Genomic DNA, 24,012 nt, shown 5'->3' with positions numbered 1-24,012 from the left:
TGTGGTGATGAAATAAAAAAGCCCAAGGCAATTGCTTTGGGCTTTTTTATGACTCAGCGACGTAAGTTGTGCATCAGTGCTGTTGTGCAGTGAATTTAGGCCATTTCCATCCTAGCACCATGCCGGCAGCGGCCAACAAAATAGCAGTGATGCCTAGTATCTGTAAGGGATGTAAACGGTGTCCAAAGACTAGAGCATCCACAAGAAATGCAACAACCGGATAAATAAACGAGAGTGCTCCAGTCAACGACGTGGGTAAACGTTGTATGGCGCCGTACAGCAAAATGTACATGATCCCAGTATGCACAATGCCGAGTGTGACTAAGTAGGCCCAACTGGCGGGAGCAATCACATCGTAACTGCTAAACGCAAAGGGTAGTAACAGCAGCGTACCTACCAGTACTTGTATCAAGGCAATGAGGTGAGGCGGTATGCCTTTGAGTTTTTTGGTAATCATCGCAGCTACGGCATAACAAAACGCCGCCCCCAGAGACATCAGAATACCGGTTAGGTAATTGCTGCCACCCATATCCGCATCGGGGCGTGCCAGAACAATCAACAGTACGCCACCAAACGATAGCACCAGCCAGCCCACTTTGGAGCGTGTGAGTTCTTCGCGTAACAGCAGGGCGCCCAGTCCTACCAGCATAAACGGCTGCGTGTTGTAGACCGCTGTGGCAATAGAAATGGATGCGCGCGAATAGGCGGCAAACAGTAATAGCCAATTGGCGACGATGGCTACGCCACCTAATGCGGCTAGCAGTAGTTGCTGATGCGTGATTTGCCCGCGTCGCAGTAGCCCCATTGCGGCACAAACGGGCAGTAAGGTTGCCGTAGCAAATAGGCAGCGCCAGAACACTACCTCAGTGACTGGTCGCCCAGATAATACGACCAGCCAGCCTATGGTGCCGGAAATCACCATGGCCGTAGTCATTTCGATGGTGCCGCGCATGTTGTCCTTCATTGAACCTCCCGTTGTGTAACAGTGTTCAGTTTATAGAGAATTTACAATATTTCATCCCCTATAAAGAAGATAGAATAGATAAAAGATCTTTTTTAAAAAGATAAAAATGGAGAAATATCTTAATGGCTTTGGATGATATTGACCGCCACATTATTGCGCTCTTGCAAGCGGATGCGCGCATGCCTGTTAAGACGCTGGCTGATCACATCGGGCTCTCAGCGCCAGGTGCTTCTGATAGGTTGCGTCGCTTGGAAGAGAGGGGAGTGATCCGGGGCTTCACTCTAGAGGTGGATTTGCACGCGTTGGGCTATTCGTTACAGGCAATAGTTCGCGTCAAACCGCTGCCGGGCAAACTGCAGGCTGTGCAGAAGTTGCTAGAGGCTATTCCGGAATTAATTGAATGCGATAAGGTGACGGGCGACGATTGTTTTATTGCGCGGTTGTGCTTGCGCTCTATTGAGCATCTGGATTTTATTCTAGAGGGTGTTCGGGATAAGGCTGAAACGAACAGCTCGATTGTGAAATCGCAATTGGTGGCACGACGTTTGCCTTTGCCTAGACACTAAAGCCCAGAGCGATTGCCCTGGGCTTTTTTGTGCGCCTGAGTAGATGGGCTTAACCCAGTAACGCTTTGGTTTCTTCCAGTGTAGCCACGTAGGCGTACTTCTGTTTCATGTCGAACAGGTTAGCGTTGTGCGGATCAATGGCTCGGTCGCCCACGCAATCTGAGACGACTAGGGGTCTAAAGCCTAGTTGCATGGCGTCAACAACAGACGCGCGCACGCAGCCACTGGTCACAGCTCCGGCTACGACTAGCGTTTGCACACCACGTTGGGTTAACCATGCGGCCAGCGATGTGCCAAAAAATGCAGAAGGCACCGTTTTCCGTACTACCAGTTCGCCTGCTACTGGGGTAAGTTCAGGCACAATATGGCTGATTTCTGCATCTTCTAACAAGGTCAGCATGCTGGGTACTTTGATGCTGAAAATGTTGTTATCAGACTGATCGTCGGCAAACACAATACGCGTGTGTGCGACAGGCCAGTTTTTCTCACGGGCAATAGCAAGCAACTCTTGGGTTTTTTCAATGGCCTGTAGGATGTTCCCGCCGCCAAATACCTCAGGGTCAGCAAAACCATTAACCAAGTCAATAATCAACAAACCAAACGGGGCTACAGGTTCTAGCGTCGCGCCAAAGCCTTGCTTGGCGTACACATCATTACTACTCATGGTTTTCTCCATCCTGAACTTTGCCGGCTTTCACGACGCACAAGTCATCCAAATAGACATCGCAGCGGCGCAAAGGAATATCAATGTGGCAGGCTGTAGTACGATCGCCGCCTGCTTCGTTGTTTGGTCCTAATGAGAACAAGAAGTTGCCTTCAAACGCACGGGCGTCCATGCCTATAGTTTGCTCTTTGTCGTACAGCTCAAGGGTGGACCAGTAGGCTCGTGGTTGCAGTCCCCAGCCAATGTGTGAAATAGCAAAACCTTCGGGGTCTTTGAAGCTGTGCATGTATTCGTTTAATAGTTCAGCGTCAATGCCGCCTTCAATTTTGGTGGCATAGCCGTTTTCTACTGTCAACGTAATAGGTTCAGATGCGTATTTCTTCTGCGGCAATAAAATGTCGCCTTTGTCGATAACAATCGTGCCGGTAGCGCCGCCTTCATTTGGCCAGGTCAGCACAAAACCGCTGGGCCAATGATCCCAACGACCGGGTTCGTCTACAAAACCGTATTCGCTAATGGCGGGGAAATCACCAATAGGGCAATACAGGTTGGTGCCGCCGGGAGAGGTTACGCGCATGGCTTTGGCTTGCTCAATGAGCTTGGCAGCTTTTAATACGCGGGTGCGATCTTGTGCGCTAGGAACGGTACGCACCAGAATTTCTGGCGGTTCAACGGCGAGCAAGATTTTTGTGCCTGTTTCGAGTATTTCACTTTGTTCTGGCGAGAACAGCAGTGTCATCAGATCCAACACCAAGTCGCTGGCTTTAAGGTTGGCGATAGCGGCAGGGTTGTTGGTGATAGGCGTGGTACCCAAGTAAGACAGTGAGTCTCTGCTCAAGGCTTTTTCAGCGTTGACGGGCGGCAAGTCCAAGCGATTAACAATGGCGCCTTTCATTTGTGCGGCAATGGTGGCGCAGCGCATGGTTTGTTCGTTGGTAGCGTTACTGGTCAAAATGGTAACGACTTGGTTTTTTTCCAGCTTGGACAGTGTCAGGACTTCTAGCCAAGCATTGATAAGTTGATAGTCACTTACGGCCATGTTGAGTCTCGTTATGGGTTAAGGGTTGCGCCCAGGAAATCGCCAAAGGCTTGGTAGAAGCCTTCTTCGTTATCCCAAGGAATCATGTGGCCAGCATTGGCAACATGGCTAATGGTGAGGTTTTTGATTAGACCTTGAATTTCTTCCGCATCTTCTGGACGCACCACATCACCGCGTTCGGCGATCATAAGCATGGTGGGCAACGTCAATGCAGCAAAGTTCTGGTGCACGTCATCGTTCTGGAAGTCATTGAAACTTTGGATGATGGCGCTTTCGTTGCAGGTGTGTAGCCATTGGGCACGTAACTGCAATTGTTCTTCTGTCCATGTAGGGCAGAATGCACGCATATCATCGGCATTGCAGCCTTTGCGAGCCATGGCCATAGAGTCCACATACCACGGTAGTTTTGCGGGGTAGGGGCGGCGATCTGGGCCAGAAACGGGTGGGTCTACCATGACTAAGCGTGTCACAGCGGTAGGGTGCAAGGCTGCAGCGCGGGCACCAATGCGTCCACCCATAGAGTGGCCTACCAGACTGTAGCGACTCAAGCCTAGTGCTTTAGCAAAGGCAATCACGTCTTCAGCCTGCGCAGTAAGGCCGTAATCCAGCCCATCTTCAGCAGAGCTTAGGCCACGGCCACGCACATCCAATACGTAGGTGTCGAAGTACTGACCAAAGCGTTCAGCTACAAAACCCCATGTCACGGCAGGGCTGGTAATGCCCGGAATAATAATGATGGCTTCGCGCTTCTGTTGTGCGGCATCAGTAGGAATGCCATAGCGTAGATAGTGTTGTCTAATGCCATTGGCATGCACGTTGCCGCCATAGAGATAGGTGCTCATTGTGTGTTTGCTCCTCTAGAATTTGTGAGTGATGACTGTAGGCGCTGGCTAACACGCTGCGGCGTGAAAGGTGCTTCGTAAAAGCGAATGTTGGTAGCGTCAAAAAGTGCGTTCGCAATGGCAGGTGCACAAGGTAATGAGCCAGATTCGCCAGCTCCTAATGGATCTTCGTTTTGCCTATCCATCAAAATGATGTCTATAGGGGGAAGGTCGGTGAACTTCAGAATGGGATACGCCCCCCACTCAAGTGTGGTTGAGCCTTGTGCATTGAATGTCACGGACTCATACAGGCTGCGACTGAGCGATTGAATAACGTTGCCATGCAGTTGATGACGTACACCAGCAGGGTTGACCATCTGTCCGGTGTCTTGCCCCACAACGATGTGTTTAATGACAATCTTGCCGCTTTGTGCATGTACTTTAAGGTCTAGAATCCATGCTGCCCATGCGGCACCAAAACCAGGAAAGCGGCTATGTATATAACGTGCATAACCTACACCACGACCATGCATCCAGCCCTCGCTGTCCGCCTTTCCGCGTGAGCCGTGTTGATGGGGTAGCCACTGGGCTTTTTTAGCAACAGTAGTCAGTAGTTCTTGAGCGCGGCTATCGTTATGCAGATGCTTGATTCTGAAGGCGACTTGATCGTGCCCCACTGCGGTGGCTAATTCATCAATCATGCATTCGTGAGCAAAGCTGTTAGGTAGGGCGGAAACGCCCCGTAACCACGAGGCTCTAACTATAGGTGGCGTGTCATTGCAGACAATGTGTTGGCTTGGATATTGGTAGGGCGGCACGGCAGTACGGTCACCCATTTGCAAGGTGCGTGGATTGGGGGCGAGTTTGCCAATCAGTAGTGCGGCCAACAAGGGGGAGTCATTAGAGGGGTAGTGCGTGGCAAAGTCATAGTGCAGGAGTTCCCCATCAGGGCTGACGGATGCGGTATTGAGCATCAGTTGTGCGGCGCCTTTGGGTTCCCAAGCATGCTCTTGCTCACGACTCAGTTGTACGCGTATGGGTCTATTCGTGAGCTTAGAGATCAGTAGCGCATCGGCGCATACATCATCTGCGCAGTTGCGCCCGTAACAGCCCGAGGCTTCATGGCGAATAATTTCAATGCTGCCTTCTTCTAACTCAAATAGTTCAGACAACTGGGTGCGCAGCATGTGCGGGTTTTGTGTGCCTGACCACAGGCGCGAACGTTGGGGGGTGTAATCTGCAACAGCGCATGAGGGGCCAATAGAGGCATGCAATTGGAACGGCCACACATACTCATTTTGTAGGGTGATACTGCCAGCGGGGTGAGGTGCGGTGTGCTCGTCGGTGTTGTCTTTTAATAGGCGCGGGGTGTGTGGGTGGGCCTTAATAGCGGCCCCTAAATCATGTAGGGGTGGCAGGGCAGTGGGTGTGCGCCAATGTACCTTAACTTCGCGGGCTGCTTGAATGGCGTGTTCTTCCCGTTGAGCAACGACAGCAACAAAATCTCCTTCTTGCACGATCAGTACATCAGAGGCTAGATGCTGAATAGAAGAGGCATCAATAGACTCCAAACTGTGGCCAATAAAATCACCACTATCACGACCCGCATAGGGAGGACGCACGACTCGTGCATGCCACATGCCAGGTACTTCAACGTCGTGTACGTAGGTGAATTGCCCAACTGCTTTTTTGGGGATATCCACGCGTGGTGTAGATGTTCCTACTATAGTAAGCAGCTCGCGCGGTTTGGTCTGAGTGTCTAGATCCAGATAGGCGCGTAACTGCACACCTTTTACGGCATCGTGATACGAAATCTGTAAGCCATTGGGCCCATGTATGTGGCCATTGATAACGTGTAGTAGATGTGCTTCGGTGTGCCACTTTTCGGCTTGATGCTGCAGCAGCAACTGTTTGGCTTGAGCAGCTGCTTTGCGCAGAGGGATGGCCGAGATCTGTATAGAGGCGCTGGCAATGGTAGGGCCTTGATTGGGGGAGGCCTCTGTGTGGCCAAGCACCATACGCATTTGCTGAGGCTGTATATCGAGCTCATCGGCAACGATCTGCCCCAAAGCTGTTTGTATGCCAGTACCTAGGTCTACGTGACCATTGAAGGCATAAATATGCTGGGCAGTAATGGCGACAAAAATATCGTCATGTGCTTGCAGGTATGTTGAGACCACTCCAGGTTGGCCTGCTACCGGTTGTGGTGGCAAGCTGGGGGCGCGCAGAATCAACAAACTATCGTTGTTTTCAAAGAGATTTTTCTGCAGAAGCTTGGGGGAGTGCTCAAGCATGTATATTCCTGAGGTGAAAACGTTGCTCATTTCTGTAAATTAGAGCGTGTACACTTTAGATTGATTATAGGGAAAACTTTTGTCAGTGGCGCTTATAAAAATTATTTTAGGTATAAACCCTTACTGCTATTGAGTATGCATTTGAACTGAGATTGTTTATATTTTAAGCAATTTTTTAGTTTATTGTTTTTTTAGAGTGTATAGACTTTTTTGGTGTGTCAATGTCTACTCCTGTTTCAATGCGGTTAAGAGTGAATAATAAAGAGCGTGAAGTGCAGGTCAGCCCTGACACACCATTGCTGTACGTATTGCGTAATGATCTTGGATTGAAAAGCCCTAAGTTTGGTTGCGGTTTGGGTGAATGTGGTGCCTGTACGGTATTGGTGAATGGGGTGGCGGCACGCTCTTGTGTGACCACCTGTTTAGCGGTGCAGGGCTATGCCATTACTACCTTAGAAGGTTTGGCGACAGAGGGTGAGCCGAACCCTGTGCAGCAGGCATTTATAGATCATCAAGCAGCGCAATGCGGGTATTGCCTAAACGGCATGATTATGACCATACAGGCCTTGCTACTGCGTAATGCGCACCCAACAGAAGAAGAAATACGCAACGAGCTACGTCACAACCTTTGTCGTTGTGGCACGCATATGGAAATTCTTGCAGCAGCGCGTGCTGCGGCTCAAGTGGTGTAGGGTGGCAGTATGTATACGGTAGTACCAAGCAATCAAGCTCTCACTGCAGAAGCAAGAGCAGTAGCGCTACCAGCGTTAGAGCATGCGTTGTATGGGGCGGTGGTGTATCCACCGCTTTCACTTTTGCAGCAACCAGTGTTAGCGAGTCAGCAGCGTCTGTATTTGGACGTGGATTGGTCTGCTGCGCAAAAAGTCCCCGGCGTGGTGAAGTGTGTAGCACAGCAAAATTTTTTAGCTGTGTTGGCGGCTCAAGAAACGACGGCTAAACAAGCTAAAGCTTTGGTGCGTGTCTCATGGGTTGGTGCAGCATCGCAAGCGTCTTCTTTTGATGACGCTGACGGATATAGCTGGGATGCGTCGGTGGATAACAGCTTAGCGTGGTCGGTTGCACAGTATGAACGCGAAGTTTTGCATGTATGGCTAAGCACGGCGTATCCGCATCAGTTGCGTGATGAGTTGATGGTGCTGACATCATTGCCGGCAGAACGCATACAGATATACCAGAGTGTAGAACCCCTGACCGAGGCTTATGACGAGGCCGTGCAAGCGGCTGTGCTGGCGCTACAGGTAACACAACCAGTTGTGGTGCGTGCAGAGTCCGGATTGCAAACCATTAAGTTGGTTTCTCTTGGGGCTGAGGGGGCAGCATGGGATAGTAATGTGCTGCCAGGTTTAGGTACGTCGGTTGCTGCTACGTTGTTGGGGTGGCAAGCCAAGTCCGAGCAGGGTGTACAACTGGCTACTGAGTATGTGGGTGATCGCCGTTATAACCATGCTCAGTGGTTGGCACCCGTTGGGGCGCAGCGAGATTATGCAGCAGCATTAACCTTTGCGGCAGAATCCGAATTTGATGAGTCCTTGCGTGTGCATGGAGTAGACCCTATACAAGAGCGGCTGTCGCAAGTACAGGATGAGCGTGGCCGTAGGTTGATACAGCGTGCTGCCGAACAAGCGGGTTGGGTGAATGATGAAGGCATCGCCTACACGCCTAAAAAGCAAAATCATGGTTATGGCTTCGCTTATGTCAAAGCGTATGATTACGAGCAAAAACCGGCGCAGGCAGTGTGGTCGGCGTGGGCGGTAGAGCTAGCGCTAGATCCGCAATCACAGCAGTTGAATCTCCAGAAAGTGACCGTAGCGTTTGATAGTGATCAGCACATCCCACAAAGTGATGTGCAACAGACGCAGATTAAGCATCGTATTTCTCAGTGGGCAGGCAAGCTGCTAGGGCATAGCGCTGGGTCAGGGGCGAAGGGGAATACGGCTAGCAGCAAGACACCGTCACCTCAGTCGATGAATACCCACATACAGGTGGTCAATCAGAGTGCCGTGGTGGGGCAGGCCTTGGCGTGGAGTGCCACGGCAGAATTACCAGCGGCTGCAGCCATTGCGAATGCAGTTAAAGATGCGACGCAGATCAGGTTACATCATGCGCCGTTGGATTTGTCGCTAGCGACACAGCGTTGGGCTATAGCTACTCAGGCAAAAGCCAAATCATCCAAGCGCTGGCTGGGGTGGTTGGCCGGCGCGGCAAGTGCTGCAGCGGGGCTGCTGGTGGTTGCTTCGCCATGGCGTCCCGCTATTCCGCCTGTACCTAGAATTGATACCTCTATTTTTTCGGATGTTGCCATAGAGCGTGGTCGTTTGGTGGCGCTGGCAGGTGATTGTATGGTGTGTCATACGGCGGATGGTCAGGCAACTAATGCGGGTGGTTTGGCTTTAGACACACCGTTTGGGAAAATCTTCACGACGAACATTACGCCAGACCCAGAAACGGGCATTGGTACATGGTCATATAAAGCGTTTGAGCGCGCCATGCGTGATGGTATTCACCGTGATGGCTCACATTTATATCCAGCTTTCCCTTACACCTCGTATGCCAAGCTAAGTGATGAGGATTTGCAGTCTTTGTACGCGTACCTGATGACGCAAGAGCCAGTGCATGCACCCAATAAACCGCATGAACTAGGTTTCCCATTTAATTTCAGGCCTGCGTTGGCGGGCTGGAATACGCTATTTCATACCGATAGACAGGCATACCAGTACGACGAAGGGCAAACGGAGCTCTGGAACCGAGGCGCATACCTGGTCAATAGCAGCGGGCATTGCATGGCCTGTCACTCGCCACGTAATAGTTTGGGTGGCGAGAAAAAAGGTAAATATTTCCTGGCTGGTGGCGAGGTAGATGGTTGGGAAGCGCCAGCGTTAAATGCCTTGGCTACGGCTGATGTGCCGTGGACCGAAGAAGCGCTCTATACCTATTTACGTACGGGGCAGTCTGTACAGCACGGTGTGGCGGCAGGGCCGATGGGCCCTATTATTGAAGGGTTAGCTGAACTGCCTGAATACGATGTTCGAGCGATGTCTCACTACCTATTGAATCTACAAGGGCGTGCTGAGCCTGCTGTAGCGGCTGAACCGCAAACGGCGGCAGCAACCGTACAAATTCAGCAGGCTGAGCAGCAAGCACAAACACAGCTAACAGATGTATGGCTGATGCCAGGAAGAAGTATTTATGAAGGCGCTTGTATGGTGTGCCACGACAGCCAATCTGGGCCAGCACTATTTGGAGCGCGGCCGTCGTTGGCAGTGAATACGTCTATGCAAAGTGACTCGCCCGATAACTTAATTCAGGTGATTCTGCACGGTATCACAAGGCCGTCTTCCCCCGCTTTAGGAAACATGCCTGCCTTCAAACACAGCTTAAACAATCAGCAAATGGAAGACTTACTGCACTACTTACGTAAGCAATACGCACCGGATAAAAAGCCTTGGGAAAATATTCAAACTAAGGTGGAAAGCATCAGGCAGCAACCAGGGCATTTATAACAATCTGGCGCTTTTAGAATAGTGCTGAGGTGCGTTTTCGGTAGTGTCATTACCGAAGGTTAAGAGGGGAGCTGTGTCGTTGCACCGTTGTGGTAGATTGTGTGATGGTGCAACGTCATCGTGAGGATAAAACGAAGGTGCAACATAAACATTTTTATGAACCCAAATTGGGCCATGGCTTAAAGCATGACCCCATGAGTTCTATTGTGGGCCCGCGTGTGATTGGCTGGATAGGTACGCAGTCAGTAGAAGGTGTGTTCAATTTAGCGCCTTATAGTTTCTGCACTATGTTTAACTACCGTCCGCCTATTATTGGGTTTGCGAGCGTAGGCTATAAAGACAGCGCGCGTAATGCCATAGAAACGGGTGTGTTTACATGGAACTTGGCAACGCGATCTTTAGCTGAGCAGGTAAATCTAAGCAGTATTGAGCAGCCGGTGAATGAGTTCGATCTAACGGGTTTAACTCCACAGCTGGGCGAGCGGGTGGCGGCTCCTTATGTGACTGAAAGCCCTGTGTCGTTAGAGTGCAAGGTATCACAGCATTTTGAGCTAACAGGCAGCGATGGTGTGGGTGCCGGTTCGTGGATGGTGTTGGGTGAGGTGGTGGCCGTGCACATTGCTACCGAGCACATAAAGGATGGCGTTTATCATTGCGCCTCGGCGCATCCTGTTTTACGAGGCGGCGGCCCCAAAGACTATTACGAAATCACCGACGACACATTATTTGGTCTGTACCGACCACGTTAGGAAAGTGTGCGTCATGAGTTGTGTTGTGAAGCGTCGTACAAGCGGTGGTTGTGCCGCATTACTGCGCTTGAGTGGGCGCTTCGGCTAATAGTAGCGCCAGCAGACTAGCCGCGCTGGGTGATAGCTCACTTTGTTTACGTACGCCTACTAGCAATTCGCGTGAGCGCCAAGCATCGCGTAACGCAATGGTGCGGGTATTGGGTATATGGTAAATCTGCGTACTTTCACGCGGCAGAATCCCAATACCTATACCGGCATTAATCAGCAAACACATGGCATCGTAGCCGGACACTTCAGTTTGGATGGACAATGCACGATTATGCTCCATCGCAATCTTACTGATTTGATAATGAATATGTGTGCCTGCGAACAGTGAAATATGGGCGTAATCCAGCGTTTGGATAAAGTCTATTTCAGTGAACTGAGCCAATGGGTGTGATTGTGGCACCAGTGCTACCAGCTCGTCATGCCTAAAGGTGAAGGTTTCAATGCTTGCCTGAAAGGGGAGGCGTGTGAAGATGCCTATCTCGGTTTTGCCTTCAGACAGCGCATTGATAATATCCAAGCTACTTTTTTCTTCTAGCTGCAATTGCACTTGCGGAAACTGCTGTGCAAATTGCCCCAGTACAGCAGGTAGAAACTGCGTGACCGCCGAGGTGTTTGCCATGATGTGGACTTGGCCGTGTTGGCCCTTGGCGTAGGCGTGTAAGCGCATTTCCAGATCATACGCATTATTCAATAACGCACGCGCACGGTACAACAGCTCTACCCCTGCAGGGGTGGGGCTAATACCTTTGTTGGTGCGATGAAGCAGGGGAGTATCTAGGTGATGCTCAAGATCAGCAAGACGGCGACTGACGGCGGCGCTGGCGATATGTTCCAGCTCTGCCGCCTTGCTGATGGTCCCTTCCTCTAAAACACGAACGAATAGCTTTAATGTCAGCAAGTCCAGTTTCATGCATGACATCATAGCGTTTTTTCGCCGTATTCAGTGGCAGAGATTAGGGTTTAACGCCAGACAAAATGTGGCCAGCATTAGGTACACGCGTTTCCAGACCCAGTGTTTTCAGCATTTGGTAAACCGTACATACCGCAGCTGACAGTACGGGTTTGCCAATCATATCTTGCGCACGTTGAATGGCTGCAAGTGATGGCATTTGCACGCAAGCTGATAGCACTACTGCATCAGCGTCTTTGTAATCCAAGCGTTTAACGTGTTCCAGCAGGTTTTCAGGGTTCAGCAAACCTACTTCTAGGTTATCGGCTACTTCTAGGCTAATGGTGTCTAGTACTTCAACGCCTTCAGCGCGGATGTAATCCGCAACACGCTGCGTCAGGGGTTTCATGTAAGGGGTGATGATGGACACTTTGTTGAAGTTGAACTCTTTCAACGTTTCAACCAAGGCACCTGCAGAACTTAGCACAGGAATATCCACGCCGTTGTCGGTGACAACTTTTTGCAGACGTTCTTGTGACACGCGGTGGTAACCATCGCCTTGAGCCATGATGGCAACCAAGCAGGCGTAGGCCATCACATCCATGCGGGCGTCGCTAAGCTCTAACACGCAGCGGTCGCTAGCAATGTCCATGGCTTTGAGTTCTTCAGGTGTTACTTTCATCATGCGCATACGCGATGAGTGGAAAGTAAAACGCTCGTCAGGAAACTCAGCATAGCGTGCTTGCAGCATCGCTGGAATTTCAGTTTCCATGGTGGTGTTAGAACTGGGAACGACTTGTCCGATACGGTAGGTTTTCATGTTGTGTCCTCGACTAGATGAATAGTTATGCATCTATTTTGCGAGGGTGGGGAAGAAGGGTAAAGCGCCATTCGGTCAACGTGCTATCGCAAATGGCGATGGTGGGTTGGAATTCGCTAGGTGGGCTGGGTTGACGCCTCTAAAAGGCGAGTGGCATAGTTTTTGTGGGTTTGTTCATCCCTGCCTAAGCATATTACTGATAATAAAGACGGGATGGGAATGGACCATCATATGTAGCTAACGTTAAGGAGACAAACATGCGTTTATCGAATGTGGCTCGTCTAGCCACGGGTGCAGTGTGTGTGGCTTGGGCGCTGATGGGCCCTAGCAGTGTGTACGCGAACGAAACGATTACCGATGTTGGGTTGCGTATAGATCAAGTGGTTTCGCAGAACTATCCGCAATGGGAGGCTATCTATAAAGATTTACACCAGCATCCAGAGTTAGGGTTTCAAGAAACGCGTACCGCTAAGGTGTTGGCTGAACAAATGCGATCCCTGGGTTTTGAGGTAACGGAAGGGGTTGGCGGTACTGGTGTGGTGGCTATTTTCCGAAATGGTGCTGGCCCGGTGGTGATGGTTCGTACTGAATTGGATGCTTTACCTGTTCAAAAAAACACAGGTTTACCGTACTCCAGTAATGCTGTATCCACCTTTAACGGTGCTGAAACTGCAGTCATGCATGCGTGCGGGCATGATATTCATATGGCGACATGGTTGGGTGCTGCTGAAACATTAGTCAGCTTGAAAGATAACTGGCAGGGTACGTTGATGTTCATTGCGCAACCGGCAGAAGAGTCGTTGTCTGGTGCTAAAGCGATGATCGATGATGGTCTATTCAAGCGTTTCACCAAACCAGATGTCGCGATAGCGCTGCATACGTGGAGCGATGCAGCGGGTCTTATCGGACTTACCGAAGGGCCTGTACTGACTGGCAGCACGCAAGTTGAAATTGTGTTTCACGGTGTGGGTGCGCATGGCTCTATGCCGCATACAGGAATAGACCCCATTGTTCAGGCTGCCCAGTTTATTACCACCGTTCAGTCTGTTATTAGCCGTGCTAAAAACCCCGGGGACTTCGGTGTGTTTACGGTGGGGGCGGTGCACAGTGGGCAAGCTGGAAACGTGATTCCTAATCAGGCTACGTTGATGGCAAGTATGCGATTCACGAATGATGAAACCCGTAAGGTCATCCACGACGGTGTCGTGCGTACCGCTAAAGGGGTTGCGCAAATTTCTGGAGCTGAAGAACCAGAGATAAAGTTTGGTGGTGATGTGCCACCAACGATTAATGACAAGGCCTTGGTGGATCAGACCGAGCAAATATTACAGCAAGCACTGCCTGTAGAGACTGTTGTACGTATCCCCATGGCCGCGCCTTCTGAGGACTTTGCGCTTTATGGTAAAGAAGGGATTCCTAGTTTGTTCTTCTTTCTTGGTGCGCTAGATCCTAAATTGGTAGAGGCGTCACGCTTACCAGGGGGTAAGTCTGTGCCTACTCAGCACTCGCCATTTTTTGCGCCTGTACCTGAGCCCACCATTACTACCGGTGTTAAAGCTATGACGTTAACGGTATTAGGTCAGCTTGCAAAATAGAAGTAGTAGCGCATTGCACTATGCGCTTTATGTACAGTTAAGTCAGGCATAAAGCGGCATCGTGTGATGCGTTCTGGTGCTCAAATGTCTGGTGACTGCGTAGGCTGCAGTTCCAGACTTTTTATGGTTGCTGACCACTATACCTAGTGTAAACGCGTAGTTGAGGGCTAAAGCATTCCTCCGTATACTTTGTTTAGTCACACTAAACAATAAAGCGCAAAAGCGCGACAGGACGGATGAGGCATGCAGAACCAACACACAGACCCTGTGCGGTCAGAGGTGTCACCGTGGCGGGCAGCAAGTGCTGCGGGCTTGGGCACGATGATCGAGTATTACGACTTTCAGCTTTATGGTGTTTTAGCGGTCACGTTAAGCTTGCTGTTCTTTGTAGGCGAAAATGAAAACGCCGCATTGCTTTCTACCTTAGCGATTTTTGGTGGTGCATTTTTGGCCAGACCGCTGGGTGGTATTTTCTTTGGTTGGTTTGGGGATAGGCATGGCCGTACAGCAGCCTTGATGGTCACGATTATTGGTATAGGTGTGGCCAGCGCATTGATGGGGATGCTGCCTACCTTCGCTACTTTGGGGTTGATGGCGCCGGCCTTATTGCTACTGTGTAGATTGCTGCAGGGATTTTTTGCGGGTGGTGAAATTACCGGTGCGGCGACGTATGTAGCCGAGTGTTCGCCAGCGAATAAACGCGGTTTTTTCGGTGCATTTAATCCGGCAGCGGCGACCTTGGGCTTGTCATTAGCCACCGGTGTTGCGGGGTTGGTGAGTACGGTATTTGGTAAAGAGGCCATGCAAGAGTGGGCGTGGCGTATTCCCTTTCTGCTGTCCATACCGCTAATTTTGTTGTGTGTGTGGGCGCGTTCGCGCATTGAGGATTCTCCACGCTTTCAAGAGCTGCTTAAAGCGCATAGGCCAGAGCATTCTCCTATCTCGGTCATTTTGCGTGAACACAGCCGCCCGCTGATGCAGGTGATTGCTATAGGCTTCGCGCAAAATGCTGCAGGCTATGTAGGGGTGGTGTACTTGAGTACGCACCTGACCCGTACCTTGAAATACGATGCTTCAGCGGTGTTTTGGTTGGTGTCGTTGGTGACATTGATCTCGGCTTTTCTCATGCCGTTTGCGGGCGGGTTGTCCGATCGTTTCGGGCGTAAACCGCTGCTCACTATCGGTTTATTAGGATATATGGTTTTGGTGCCAGTCACGATGTGGGTGGCATCGTGGGGAAGTTTTGCTATTGCTGCTGTGGCAGTGGCTATTTCCATCATCCCTTTCATTATTGTGCAGTCAGTGGGCTACCCGCTGTATGCCGAATTGTTCCCTACCCGAGTGCGCTACAGCGGCGTATCGCTGGGTTTCAACATCGCCACCATTCTGGGTGGCGCGACCGCCCCCTTCATCGCTTCGTGGCTTAGCACGAAAACCGGTTCCAGCATGGCGCCAGCCTTCTATGTCATGGCTGCAGCGCTGGTGGGCATCATCGCATTACGAAGTGTGCAGGAAACCTCTGGCCGCGCGCTGGCTGATTGATTACTAAGGATCTACAACAATGTCAGGTTATTTTCTCTATCACTCCATTGGTATGTTTGAAGGCAAACATGCCGCCATGCAAGCGCAGTTGGATGAGTTCACTAAAAGCTGGTCTGCGCTGGATGATGGGCAGTGGGGTTATGCGCTAGGCCAAAAGCAGGCGTTTATTAATGGTTGGGCGGAACTTATTGGTGCGCGTCCACAAGATATAGCCCTTAGCGAAAATGTGACGGGCGGGCTGTACAGTATTTTGGGTTCTTTGCCCAATCATGTGCTTAAAGGTCGTACGTTATTGGTAGCGGGTGATTGTTTCCCTAGCTTGCACTTTTTGCTGCAGAAACTGTCGCAGCGATTGGGTTTTACCTTGCGTACTGTGCCGCTAAGTTCAGGGTTGGCTTATGTGTCAGACGATGATTTCATCAAGGCATGGGATGACACCGTGGGGCTGGCCTTAGTGACATGGGTAAGCTCAACCTCGTCGCATCGAGTGGATGTAGATCGTATGGCGCAATGCGCGCGTGATCATGGCAGCTTGATGGCGTTGGATCTCACGCAGGCAGCAGGTTTAGTACCCTTTCAAGTGCATAACGATGTTGCCTTTACGTTGTCGGCCTCATTGAAGTGGGTGTGTGGTGTAGCAGGTGCAAGCTTGCTGCACGTACGGCCAGACTTAATAGAGCAGTGTGAGCCAGAGTTCCGTGGTTGGTTTAGCCAAGACAACCCCTTCAATTGGAACTTAGATCAGTTTAACTACGCACCCGATGCGCGCCGTTTTGATCATGGCACGCCATCCACATTGGCCAGCATCGCATCGTTACCTGGTCTGCAGTTTGTACAAAATACCGGTGTACACAGTTTGTGGGAACAAAACCAAGCCTTAACTAGCATCATCTATGAACGTGCTAAACAGCAAGGGTGGCAGGTGTTAACACCGCTATCTGTATCAGAACGAGGCGGTAGCGTCATGCTGAAAGCGAGCAGTGCAGCACGAGCGAAGGCTTTAGTGGATACACTGCGAGAGCAAGAGCTGTATTGCGATCACCGCGATGCAGTGCTGCGCTTATCGCCTGGTAATGTGTGTCGTGAACAAGATGTGCTGCGTTTGTGTGACACCTTACAGGCGGGCTGGTAATGCAAGGAGCAGCAATGGAAAAAACATGGGCACATCAAGCTAGTCGTCGTATAGAAAAGCCGGCTTCGGAAGTGATGGCTTTTATGGCTGATCTAAAGTTATTGGGGCAATGGTCGCTAGGCTGTTTTGACACCCAAGAGGTCGCCGAGGGAGTAGTGGTAGGCACATCCTTATTTGACGGTGGGCAAACTTACGTCAGCGTAGAAGTGTTATCTGAGCAGGGTTTATTACGCTATTGGGTGGGTGGTGTGGAAACGCGCAGCCCGCGTATTAGTGCATGGGTACAGGCGGTAGATGAGCAAGCTTGTGTGCTAGTAATGATGGCCACGCGCAGCAAGGACATGAGTGAAGAGCGCTGGCAGCGATTACAGCGTTGCCACGAAATAGAGCTGGATATGATCCAGTCACAATTGCATAGCGGTTGGCGTCGCTAAATCGCTTTAGTAGCTAGGTGGTGTGATGGCGACGATAAATCGCACATCGGCATTGTAAGGGTTGCGATAGGCGTGGGGTAGGCTGGAGTCAAAATAACAGCTATCCCCCACCTCTAGAGAGTGTGTTTGTGTATCCACATCCACCAATAAACGGCCTTGCGTCACCACTACACATTCCTCAGCTGGGTGGCTCCAACGCTCACCAACCGACGCGCCGCCAGGTGGCAAAAAACCTTCCAGCATCTCAATCTTGCCCAATCCCGGTGAAATACGGCTGTACTGCACGCCAGAGGCGGATTGCAGACGCATACGATCAGCCTCACGCACAACAGATACCTGCTGCAAACTATCGTCCAGCAGCGAGAAAATTGGGGTGTCCAAGGCCTTGGCGATTTGACGCAACGTATCCAAACTAGGTTGTGTCAGTCCACGTTCTACTTGGCTAATTAAACCAGGAGACACTTGGGCCAATTCAGCTAACTTACGTAGAGAGAGTTTTTTGTGCTCTCGCAGTTCGCGGATGCGTAGGGTGGTCATGGGGAGAAGTTCGTTGCTGGTGTGAGTTGCTAGTAAGGGAATAAGTAAACATCTCAATGATAGGAGTTTACAACGAACGTGAAGGTGTGGCGTTTGATGGGGACTTGCGAGTGTCTGGGCTCAAGAGTGGGGTGTAGAGTTTATTCACACACTAACAGCACTACAGCAAATGCTATAACAGGAAGTACGCAGCAGGCGGCAATGACCAATAAGCTATCTATTTTTGTAGTTAGGCTCGTTTTGTTGGGCGAGGAAAACTTAGCGGTGGATTTGGCGATTTGGTACAGCACTAAATAGACAACCATTGCAATTAATCCGGTCGTCCACCCTAACTGTGTTCTAGGTGTGAAATTGCCTGGCACGCCTAGTACCCAAGGAATAATAAGCAGGCCACAGAGTAGTGCTACCACGTAGGGGATAAACTTCAACACGATTTTGAGCATGGTGTGTTGTGATGGTATTGGTTAGAGGACTGTATTCCCAAGTCGTTAATCAGATAGCGCCTCGGTATGCCACATAGTGTCTGGTTGCGCGGCGGGCGGGTCGATTTGTTCAATGGCATCCAGTGGAGAGGTGCGTTTTTCAGCATGTAAGTTTTCCTGATAGACGCACAAGCATTCTAGAAATTGTGCCAAGCTGGTGTTAATAAAAACCCGCTGATTATTATTGTCATGATTAAAGTAGACGATCTCTTTGGTATCAGTATCTATGCCTAGCAGGTCGCCATAGGCTGTTTGCCCAAGTGGAAAGAACGATGCGGGGATATCGCCAAATGCGCGCAGACTTTCTATGTCGTCAGTAGAGTAGGTAGAAAAGCTCAGAAAGGGTGGTGCACTTTCCGGTAACCCTTCGGCTAACAGCAGTTGTTTGGCATCGGCATCTATATCATCCGGCAAAGACTCGCTCTCGAAAACAATAAACGCATCAAGTTGAAGGTCTAACTCTGGCGGCGTTTGTGGTAATCCTGCGCAGAATCGTTGTTTGAATGAGAGGGGCATGGTGGCTGTGCTGGATGAGTTTGGTTTTTGGTGTGTGATGATGCAGGGCTTTTGTGGGAAGGCCGCTGGTGCTGTAGGCAGATTCTAATCTGCTACGGCTTTATGCCGCCAATGAAGTTTTGTTCCCATGCTGCAGAAAACAAAAAAGCCACCCTGTAGTGTGGGTGGCTTCATTGTTCTGGGTTACGGGCTGTATGTCGAGTGCGAATGAAGATTTGCGGAGCGGCCCTATAATTGCGGAGCATAAAAAAACGGCCTACATTGCTGTAGGCCGTTTTTCTTTATCTTGGTGGCTCATCCCTGATTCGAACAGGGGGGGCTGCGGATTATGATTCCCGCAGTCTATAAAGCAGGATAAATATATAGATATATAAATCAATGGTTTGTAGCGTCAGTCAATGCTTAAATTGATTTTAATATGTCTGCTTATATGTGGCAATGTGCCGTGTTAAGGCACATTCACGTCACAATCCAATTTAGCGCAGCTTTTCTTGACACACTAGAAGCTGCCGCGTCACTAGCTCAATACGGCCCTAGCCTTAAGACTCCTTGATTATGCTATAAAGCCTTCATATATTATTAGGGAGGTGGTATGGGTGAAGCAAAACGAAGAAAAGAAAATGACCCCCTTTATGGGAGGGTGCCGAAAGATAGGCGAGAGCGCGGGATAATAATAGGTCCGCCGACACAAGTAGAGGGTACGTCATTCCGAATGTCGACTAAGTTAGATCCTATTGAACTACGAACATGGCTATTATTCTGGGATAAGTTAGTTTGGCCTGATAATCCTTTTTTTGGTGCAGCAATGTCTCCAGATTATGAGTATCTGATTTCTACAGGAGTACTAGAAAGGCCAACATATGGCTTCTCAGGGGATGTGGCTCAAGGGATTTTGAAGGGATATATAGATGCTCTTCGAGAACATGAACTAACTCAACCCGGCTGTTGGTCCCTAGCGCAAGGAGAGAATGCTCTTCACCTGTTTGGAAAAGACATACCTAATAGTCGTGATATTTTAGTTTGTTTGCATCAAGCCGTTCCTGTTCCTGCTAACGATGTTCCTTTGGCGGAGATCTTAGAGTTTAAAGAAAAACGACTCCCTGAACTTTACCGCTTTAGGCATGAGATCGAATCTCTTTATGAGGAGGTTGCAAATAGTTCAGATAAAGAACTTGCGCTCAATAGGAGGGTGGAAAAAATCCAGCAAGCTTGTGCTGATCTGATAAAGATTAATAAAGAATGGAAGTTTGGATCACTGTTTTCTGATTGGAATTTCTCCATCAGCGTGAGAGATTTAGCAGCATTAGGCGCTGGGGTTGTTGCTGCACACTCTTATGGATTGAGTGAAGTCGCTTCTTTGTTTGCAGGCACCTTAACATCATCTATATCTTTTGCACTAAGTGTAGGTAAAAAGATTGCTGAAAATAAGAAGAATCCATACCGCTATGCAGCTTTGGCGCATAAGGAGTTACGTTTTTGAGCGTAGTTGACGGCGGACATCCAGCAGCAAGGTTAGTGCAATATGGGCTGGTATGGATAGCAACCAAAGGGAGTCCAGCCTATCTAGATGGGTTGCTACGGTAATGCACCCGTAAAACCAAGATGGGCCGTGAAGCAGGATGGTTGGTTTATTCATGCTTACCTCACAGAACGAAAACTGTCATACGATGCCTCACAGGCTAGCCCTGCTATTCTGCGTCTATCAGCTTCTGCTGCGTAGCCTTCCGCCAGTTCGTCAAGTTCTCCAAGCAACTGGGCGTACATACGGATGACTGTGTCTGCGGCCTTGCGCTCTGCGGCAACGGTGGCGCGTTCGGCGGCATTACGATACTTGGTGGCATATTCTTCTGCGGCATTGCGCACCCGCTCATCAGCAGCCCTGCGTTCAGCATCAGCAACGGCAGCAATCTTCTCTTGCGCTTCATAATCCCTGATCTCCATCCTCTTAGTTAAATCATGCTCAACCTTGCGGGTTTGTGCCTCAGCATGAGCAACAGCAGTCATGCGCTCAGATAATTCTTGTGCATGCAGCTTCTCTATTTGGGCGATGCTGCTCTCGTACCGTAGCCCCTGAACCTGCCAAATCAGCAGGCCAGAGAGTAGGGCGGTAGCAGCACCTGTAATTACTGTAGGCCGGATAGACATATCTGTATCTCCGCTAGTCTGCGCCGTTCAAGGCCACGAAGTTTCTTGCCGCCAGCGTATGACCAGCGAGGCAGCTCACGGCATGCGCCAGCCAGATCGCCCGCCTTTAGCTTACGTAAGAGGGTAGAACCGCCATAAGCACCAGCACCCACGTTGTAGATGAAGCTGGCCAACGCAACACGTACGCCATCTGGTAACTGCCTAGAAGTAGAACCATCCACCACAGACAGAGTTTTACGCACTTCTTGCTCTGTCAGCGCGTCGCACCGTTCTGGTGTGGCCACATCCCCCATCTTCACGCCATGCGTGTAGCCTTCGCAGATCGTTGGAATACCAATAGGATCAGCGTAGGCCACTAACGAGCGTCCTTCCCAAGCCGCAACCAGAGCTACAGCAGCGGCAATAACTCCACCACCAATCACAGAAACGCTAACAAACGCCTACGAAAGTGGGCGCTTTGGTATGGGCATTTCACAAGTGCTCAAACCTAAGCAGGATCAAAGGGGTAAAATGATCTGTTTTTTGCTTAGAATGTATTAAATAATTCTAAGTTAAGTGCGTTTACTTTCTTCTAAAAAATACTAACAATGACTATTGCTCAAAAGGCAGTCTTTCGTGAAGACATAAATGGACTTCGCGCTGTTGCTGTTCTTTCGGTTGTGCTCTTTCACTTTTCACAAGAATCTATGCCGGGAGGGTTTGCCGGCGTGGATGTGTTCTTTGTGATTTCTGGCTACTTGATGACTTCCATCATATTCAGAGGAATTGAAAGCGGTAGTTTTTCATTCTTGAAGTTCATCATAAACAGGGCGAAAAGGATTGTTCCTGCTCTGCTGTCGACAGTGGCAATTGTGCTCTCGCTAGGGTATGCGGCAGTTGGCCCGGATGCATATAAAGCAATGGCATTGCACGCAAGAGACAGCCTTCTTTTTATATCGAATATCACGTATGAACAAGAAAGCGGCTATTTCGATACTGAGTCAGCAACAAAGTTTTTTCTGCACACATGGTCACTTTCTGTTGAGTGGCAATTCTATTTGCTATACCCAATAGCTCTGCTTGCCTTAAAACGGTTTTTATCAGTTGGCGCGCTAAAGGCGTCTGTGATTGTGATGCTTATTGCATCACTGTTGGCATCTATTTATATCACCGACACAAAACCTGAGACTGCTTATTTCATGTTCTATACCAGAGCATGGGAAATGCTCTTCGGTGGGCTGGCATTCTTGTTCCCGTTGAATAATGCATTAGATCGCCAAAGGTTTTTACTTGAATTGCTTGGCCTGATTTTGATCGTTGGCGCTATTTTTAACATCGATGCATCTACGCCGTGGCCTGGATATATTGCCGCAGTTCCAGTGGTCGGCACCTATCTTTGCATATTAGCTAACAATAGAAATACCGTCCTTTCAGGCTACATCATTAACAAGCTTGGTCTGTGGTCATACTCAATATACCTAGTCCACTGGCCTATCCTGGTATTCAATTTTCTTCTGGGCTGGGAACTGCTGTTTACTGAGTACGCAAGCATTGTTCTTGTATCTGCATTTGTCTTGTACTACGCAGTAGAGGGAAGACGGAACTATAGCTGGGGACTAGCTGTTGCGTTTGCTGCTGTTTTGGGTGCCTCTTCGTATGTGCTCTATACAAACGGGATTGAGGATAGATTTAATCTTTCACAGCAGGCCAAAAAAGCCTTGGATAGGGGTGGGGATGGCATTAAATCACAAGAGTGGTTGGATTTTAATTATGCAGGCGATGGCAAGTACGATTTTGTCTTCTATGGCGATAGTTTTAATGCGCAATACCATAGCTATGTGTCTGAGCAAGAGCCCGCGATGGCTATGTTTTATCACCCGCAATGCCTGAGCACTAGAAACTTATACTCGCATGACGAGAGTTGCAAAGATCAATACAGCGCGTTGCTAGAGAGGTTAAAAGGTAAAGAGGCTCCTGTTCTTGTGATTGCGCAATCATGGAGTTGGGCGCTTGAAGGACTAAAAAATAGAGCTGATGACTCTGTTGTTGAGTATTCGATTGATGATTTTATGTCGGTGCTTGAAGCTGAGTTGGAGGCTATGAAGCAGGACCTAGGGGCGCAGAAGATCGTTCTTATAGGTTCTGGTAATAGGTTCTTAGGGAGTTCTCCGCAGGAGTGCATTGCACACAAATTCCATCAAACTATCTATAGCACGTACTTTGGTAGCTCTGAGTGTCTCGATGTAATCCCAATCAACGAAACAAATTATGTTGAAGGCTTTAACAGCCAGTTGAAGAGGCTTGCAGATAAAGATGATTGGCTTTATTTCATCAATCCCAACGATGCTCTGTGTGTTGATAAACAATGCTTACAGATTGATGGGGAATTATCCTTGTACGCTGATCGAGCTCACTTCTCTACTTATGGAGCGGATAAGGTTGGGCAACATATCTTTCAGCAACTAAGGGAAATCACAGCATCGCATTAGATGCTGCAGACACAACACCAACAAGCCGCATTTGCGGCTTTTTGTTGCCTGCTATTAATAGGCCGAAGTCATGCTGAAAATACCAGCCTCTAACGAGGCCGGACACTTGAGCGTCTTAGGGAATAGGGCGTTGAAGTGTTTTTCATCCCCAACCGTACCGCGCCGGAGCGGCTGCACAGGGGCAATTGTGCAGATCTCCTTAGTCTTGCTGCGGGATTCCGGAAGCAGAAACGGTGCAGATAGTGATCTGTATCCCTTTACCAGAGTAGGGGAGTTTGCCGATTGGTTAATTCCAGTCGGCACAGTTTGGCGCGTTTCAGTATCGGTTTAGCCCCGATATACCAACCACCTGTCTATAACCCGTGTTTACACCTAACCCTGCTTACTGGGAGTGGAGCGCGTATTGATGCTATTTCTGCGCCTTGGCTTGAGCCTGACGGTGAAGCTAATGCATCAGATGTGCGCGCAATTGTGCGAGCCGTACTGCAATCCCCTGAGATACAGCAGCTGTGCAAAGAAGCCGAGGTATGCAAAGCCGTAGAATTGGAGTGTGAGAAGCTGCCACTAGATTGCGACATTCGCATAGAGCTAGAGCGTGACGCTGGAACCGTAGTTTTATTTGTTGATGGTGATTGCGTTAATTTTCCAAGCGACCACGAAAGCATGGATATGGCAATACGCGATGCCATAGACGCCGCAATGGAGGCAAGGCCCAGCTGCAAATAGGAATTCAGTAACCCGGCCCGGCCAGCCAAACCACAGGCCACCAGCGCCCCTGACTCGACA

The 24,012-nt window shown here is 49.7% G+C and carries 23 protein-coding genes; 11 read left to right on the top strand and 12 right to left on the bottom strand.

The genetic code is table 11. The features are described from left to right. Positions 1-73 precede the first annotated feature (73 nt). The gene (locus AC3QL0_RS10830; protein WP_493008494.1) at positions 74-964 is read right to left on the bottom strand and encodes a DMT family transporter; all 891 of its coding nucleotides are present in this window, start codon (positions 962-964) and stop codon (positions 74-76) included. 122 nt (positions 965-1,086) lie between these two features. On the opposite strand from AC3QL0_RS10830, the gene AC3QL0_RS10825 reads away from it, so the two are divergent. Beyond that, positions 1,087-1,530: an Lrp/AsnC family transcriptional regulator gene (locus AC3QL0_RS10825; RefSeq protein ID WP_493008493.1), complete on the top strand. Its 444-nt coding sequence runs from the start codon at positions 1,087-1,089 to the stop codon at positions 1,528-1,530. Positions 1,531-1,579: 49 nt separating this feature from the next. Here AC3QL0_RS10825 and AC3QL0_RS10820 read toward each other — a convergent pair whose 3' ends face one another. The 4 genes from AC3QL0_RS10820 to AC3QL0_RS10805 are packed head-to-tail and all read right to left on the bottom strand — an operon-like array spanning position 1,580 to position 6,348. Further along, positions 1,580-2,194 (bottom strand): isochorismatase family protein, encoded by a 615-nt coding sequence (locus AC3QL0_RS10820; protein WP_493008492.1) that lies wholly within the window; start codon positions 2,192-2,194, stop codon positions 1,580-1,582. Continuing rightward, the gene (locus tag AC3QL0_RS10815; RefSeq protein ID WP_493008491.1) at positions 2,187-3,233 is read right to left on the bottom strand and encodes a 2,5-dihydroxypyridine 5,6-dioxygenase NicX family protein; all 1,047 of its coding nucleotides are present in this window, start codon (positions 3,231-3,233) and stop codon (positions 2,187-2,189) included. Before AC3QL0_RS10815 ends, AC3QL0_RS10820 begins: the two co-directional genes overlap by 8 nt. Before the next feature lie 11 nt (positions 3,234-3,244). After that, positions 3,245-4,075, bottom strand: coding sequence for an alpha/beta fold hydrolase (locus tag AC3QL0_RS10810; protein ID WP_493008490.1), 831 nt, complete (start codon positions 4,073-4,075; stop codon positions 3,245-3,247). Further along, entirely contained in the window at positions 4,072-6,348 is a 2,277-nt protein-coding gene (locus AC3QL0_RS10805; RefSeq protein WP_493008489.1) for a xanthine dehydrogenase family protein molybdopterin-binding subunit, read from the bottom strand. Before AC3QL0_RS10805 ends, AC3QL0_RS10810 begins: the two co-directional genes overlap by 4 nt. A 221-nt stretch (positions 6,349-6,569) precedes the next feature. Between AC3QL0_RS10805 and AC3QL0_RS10800 the strand changes: the two genes are divergently transcribed. From AC3QL0_RS10800 to AC3QL0_RS10790, 3 genes are all read left to right on the top strand, one after another. Then, positions 6,570-7,040: a (2Fe-2S)-binding protein gene (locus AC3QL0_RS10800; protein WP_493008488.1), complete on the top strand. Its 471-nt coding sequence runs from the start codon at positions 6,570-6,572 to the stop codon at positions 7,038-7,040. 9 nt (positions 7,041-7,049) lie between these two features. Continuing rightward, complete coding sequence (locus AC3QL0_RS10795) at positions 7,050-9,869, top strand: c-type cytochrome (RefSeq protein WP_493008487.1); 2,820 nt, start codon at positions 7,050-7,052, stop codon at positions 9,867-9,869. 194 nt (positions 9,870-10,063) lie between these two features. Continuing rightward, complete coding sequence (locus AC3QL0_RS10790; protein WP_493008486.1) at positions 10,064-10,618, top strand: flavin reductase family protein; 555 nt, start codon at positions 10,064-10,066, stop codon at positions 10,616-10,618. 58 nt (positions 10,619-10,676) lie between these two features. Here AC3QL0_RS10790 and AC3QL0_RS10785 read toward each other — a convergent pair whose 3' ends face one another. Together AC3QL0_RS10785 and AC3QL0_RS10780 are read right to left on the bottom strand one after the other, a co-directional pair. Then, complete coding sequence (locus AC3QL0_RS10785; RefSeq protein WP_493008485.1) at positions 10,677-11,576, bottom strand: LysR substrate-binding domain-containing protein; 900 nt, start codon at positions 11,574-11,576, stop codon at positions 10,677-10,679. Positions 11,577-11,619: 43 nt separating this feature from the next. Next, a complete protein-coding gene (locus AC3QL0_RS10780; RefSeq protein WP_166407652.1) occupies positions 11,620-12,375 on the bottom strand; it encodes a maleate cis-trans isomerase family protein in 756 nt (251 codons plus the stop codon). 257 nt (positions 12,376-12,632) lie between these two features. Here AC3QL0_RS10780 and AC3QL0_RS10775 point away from each other — a divergent pair, with 257 nt between their 5' ends. The 4 genes from AC3QL0_RS10775 to AC3QL0_RS10760 all read left to right on the top strand — a co-directional run bounded on the left by AC3QL0_RS10775 (position 12,633) and on the right by AC3QL0_RS10760 (position 17,078). Further along, complete coding sequence (locus AC3QL0_RS10775) at positions 12,633-13,970, top strand: amidohydrolase (RefSeq protein ID WP_493008484.1); 1,338 nt, start codon at positions 12,633-12,635, stop codon at positions 13,968-13,970. Between the two features lie 243 nt (positions 13,971-14,213). Further along, positions 14,214-15,512 carry an MFS transporter gene (locus tag AC3QL0_RS10770; protein WP_493008483.1) on the top strand — a complete coding sequence of 433 codons (1,299 nt, stop codon included), beginning with the start codon at positions 14,214-14,216 and terminating at the stop codon, positions 15,510-15,512. Positions 15,513-15,531: 19 nt separating this feature from the next. Then, positions 15,532-16,644 carry an aminotransferase class V-fold PLP-dependent enzyme gene (locus tag AC3QL0_RS10765; protein ID WP_493008482.1) on the top strand — a complete coding sequence of 371 codons (1,113 nt, stop codon included), beginning with the start codon at positions 15,532-15,534 and terminating at the stop codon, positions 16,642-16,644. Positions 16,645-16,658: 14 nt separating this feature from the next. Further along, positions 16,659-17,078, top strand: coding sequence for a hypothetical protein (locus AC3QL0_RS10760; RefSeq protein WP_493008481.1), 420 nt, complete (start codon positions 16,659-16,661; stop codon positions 17,076-17,078). Between the two features lie 6 nt (positions 17,079-17,084). Here the strand turns inward: AC3QL0_RS10760 and AC3QL0_RS10755 are convergent, their stop codons facing one another. From AC3QL0_RS10755 to AC3QL0_RS10745, 3 genes are all read right to left on the bottom strand, one after another. Continuing rightward, positions 17,085-17,615 (bottom strand): helix-turn-helix domain-containing protein, encoded by a 531-nt coding sequence (locus tag AC3QL0_RS10755; RefSeq protein WP_493008480.1) that lies wholly within the window; start codon positions 17,613-17,615, stop codon positions 17,085-17,087. A gap of 140 nt (positions 17,616-17,755) precedes the next feature. Then, positions 17,756-18,058 (bottom strand): hypothetical protein, encoded by a 303-nt coding sequence (locus AC3QL0_RS10750; protein ID WP_493008479.1) that lies wholly within the window; start codon positions 18,056-18,058, stop codon positions 17,756-17,758. A gap of 45 nt (positions 18,059-18,103) precedes the next feature. Beyond that, positions 18,104-18,613, bottom strand: a complete 510-nt coding sequence (locus tag AC3QL0_RS10745) for an SUKH-4 family immunity protein (protein ID WP_493008478.1) — start codon at positions 18,611-18,613, stop codon at positions 18,104-18,106. Positions 18,614-19,205: 592 nt separating this feature from the next. Between AC3QL0_RS10745 and AC3QL0_RS10740 the strand changes: the two genes are divergently transcribed. Beyond that, entirely contained in the window at positions 19,206-20,093 is an 888-nt protein-coding gene (locus AC3QL0_RS10740) for a DUF6236 family protein (RefSeq protein WP_493008477.1), read from the top strand. A gap of 158 nt (positions 20,094-20,251) precedes the next feature. On the opposite strand, the gene AC3QL0_RS10735 is transcribed toward AC3QL0_RS10740, so the two are convergent. Together AC3QL0_RS10735 and AC3QL0_RS10730 are read right to left on the bottom strand one after the other, a co-directional pair. After that, positions 20,252-20,758: a DUF2514 family protein gene (locus AC3QL0_RS10735; RefSeq protein ID WP_493008476.1), complete on the bottom strand. Its 507-nt coding sequence runs from the start codon at positions 20,756-20,758 to the stop codon at positions 20,252-20,254. Continuing rightward, the gene (locus AC3QL0_RS10730) at positions 20,737-21,180 is read right to left on the bottom strand and encodes a lysozyme (RefSeq protein ID WP_493008475.1); all 444 of its coding nucleotides are present in this window, start codon (positions 21,178-21,180) and stop codon (positions 20,737-20,739) included. The genes AC3QL0_RS10735 and AC3QL0_RS10730 overlap by 22 nt, the downstream gene beginning before the upstream one ends. A 165-nt stretch (positions 21,181-21,345) precedes the next feature. Here AC3QL0_RS10730 and AC3QL0_RS10725 point away from each other — a divergent pair, with 165 nt between their 5' ends. Together AC3QL0_RS10725 and AC3QL0_RS10720 are read left to right on the top strand one after the other, a co-directional pair. Further along, the gene (locus AC3QL0_RS10725; protein ID WP_493008474.1) at positions 21,346-23,226 is read left to right on the top strand and encodes an acyltransferase family protein; all 1,881 of its coding nucleotides are present in this window, start codon (positions 21,346-21,348) and stop codon (positions 23,224-23,226) included. A 282-nt stretch (positions 23,227-23,508) separates the two neighbouring features. Next, positions 23,509-23,952: a hypothetical protein gene (locus AC3QL0_RS10720; RefSeq protein ID WP_493008473.1), complete on the top strand. Its 444-nt coding sequence runs from the start codon at positions 23,509-23,511 to the stop codon at positions 23,950-23,952. The last annotated feature ends 60 nt before the right edge of the window (positions 23,953-24,012 follow it).

This window comes from Paenalcaligenes sp. GW821-LYS-B07-1 (assembly GCF_058803365.1).
This window is presented reverse-complemented; position numbering and strand designations above follow the sequence as displayed.

Coding starts and splice junctions, on each gene's coding strand:
- AC3QL0_RS10770 (WP_493008483.1), top strand. CDS start 14,214: ATGCAGAACCAACACACAGACCCTGTGCGGTCAGAGGTGTCACCGTGG.
- AC3QL0_RS10765 (WP_493008482.1), top strand. CDS start 15,532: ATGTCAGGTTATTTTCTCTATCACTCCATTGGTATGTTTGAAGGCAAA.
- AC3QL0_RS10735 (WP_493008476.1), bottom strand. CDS start 20,758: ATGTCTATCCGGCCTACAGTAATTACAGGTGCTGCTACCGCCCTACTC.
- AC3QL0_RS10780 (WP_166407652.1), bottom strand. CDS start 12,375: ATGAAAACCTACCGTATCGGACAAGTCGTTCCCAGTTCTAACACCACC.
- AC3QL0_RS10775 (WP_493008484.1), top strand. CDS start 12,633: ATGCGTTTATCGAATGTGGCTCGTCTAGCCACGGGTGCAGTGTGTGTG.
- AC3QL0_RS10750 (WP_493008479.1), bottom strand. CDS start 18,058: ATGCTCAAAATCGTGTTGAAGTTTATCCCCTACGTGGTAGCACTACTC.
- AC3QL0_RS10795 (WP_493008487.1), top strand. CDS start 7,050: ATGTATACGGTAGTACCAAGCAATCAAGCTCTCACTGCAGAAGCAAGA.
- AC3QL0_RS10760 (WP_493008481.1), top strand. CDS start 16,659: ATGGAAAAAACATGGGCACATCAAGCTAGTCGTCGTATAGAAAAGCCG.
- AC3QL0_RS10830 (WP_493008494.1), bottom strand. CDS start 964: ATGAAGGACAACATGCGCGGCACCATCGAAATGACTACGGCCATGGTG.
- AC3QL0_RS10725 (WP_493008474.1), top strand. CDS start 21,346: ATGACTATTGCTCAAAAGGCAGTCTTTCGTGAAGACATAAATGGACTT.
- AC3QL0_RS10785 (WP_493008485.1), bottom strand. CDS start 11,576: ATGAAACTGGACTTGCTGACATTAAAGCTATTCGTTCGTGTTTTAGAG.
- AC3QL0_RS10825 (WP_493008493.1), top strand. CDS start 1,087: ATGGCTTTGGATGATATTGACCGCCACATTATTGCGCTCTTGCAAGCG.
- AC3QL0_RS10790 (WP_493008486.1), top strand. CDS start 10,064: ATGAGTTCTATTGTGGGCCCGCGTGTGATTGGCTGGATAGGTACGCAG.
- AC3QL0_RS10745 (WP_493008478.1), bottom strand. CDS start 18,613: ATGCCCCTCTCATTCAAACAACGATTCTGCGCAGGATTACCACAAACG.
- AC3QL0_RS10820 (WP_493008492.1), bottom strand. CDS start 2,194: ATGAGTAGTAATGATGTGTACGCCAAGCAAGGCTTTGGCGCGACGCTA.
- AC3QL0_RS10815 (WP_493008491.1), bottom strand. CDS start 3,233: ATGGCCGTAAGTGACTATCAACTTATCAATGCTTGGCTAGAAGTCCTG.
- AC3QL0_RS10755 (WP_493008480.1), bottom strand. CDS start 17,615: ATGACCACCCTACGCATCCGCGAACTGCGAGAGCACAAAAAACTCTCT.
- AC3QL0_RS10810 (WP_493008490.1), bottom strand. CDS start 4,075: ATGAGCACCTATCTCTATGGCGGCAACGTGCATGCCAATGGCATTAGA.
- AC3QL0_RS10800 (WP_493008488.1), top strand. CDS start 6,570: ATGTCTACTCCTGTTTCAATGCGGTTAAGAGTGAATAATAAAGAGCGT.
- AC3QL0_RS10740 (WP_493008477.1), top strand. CDS start 19,206: ATGGGTGAAGCAAAACGAAGAAAAGAAAATGACCCCCTTTATGGGAGG.
- AC3QL0_RS10805 (WP_493008489.1), bottom strand. CDS start 6,348: ATGCTTGAGCACTCCCCCAAGCTTCTGCAGAAAAATCTCTTTGAAAAC.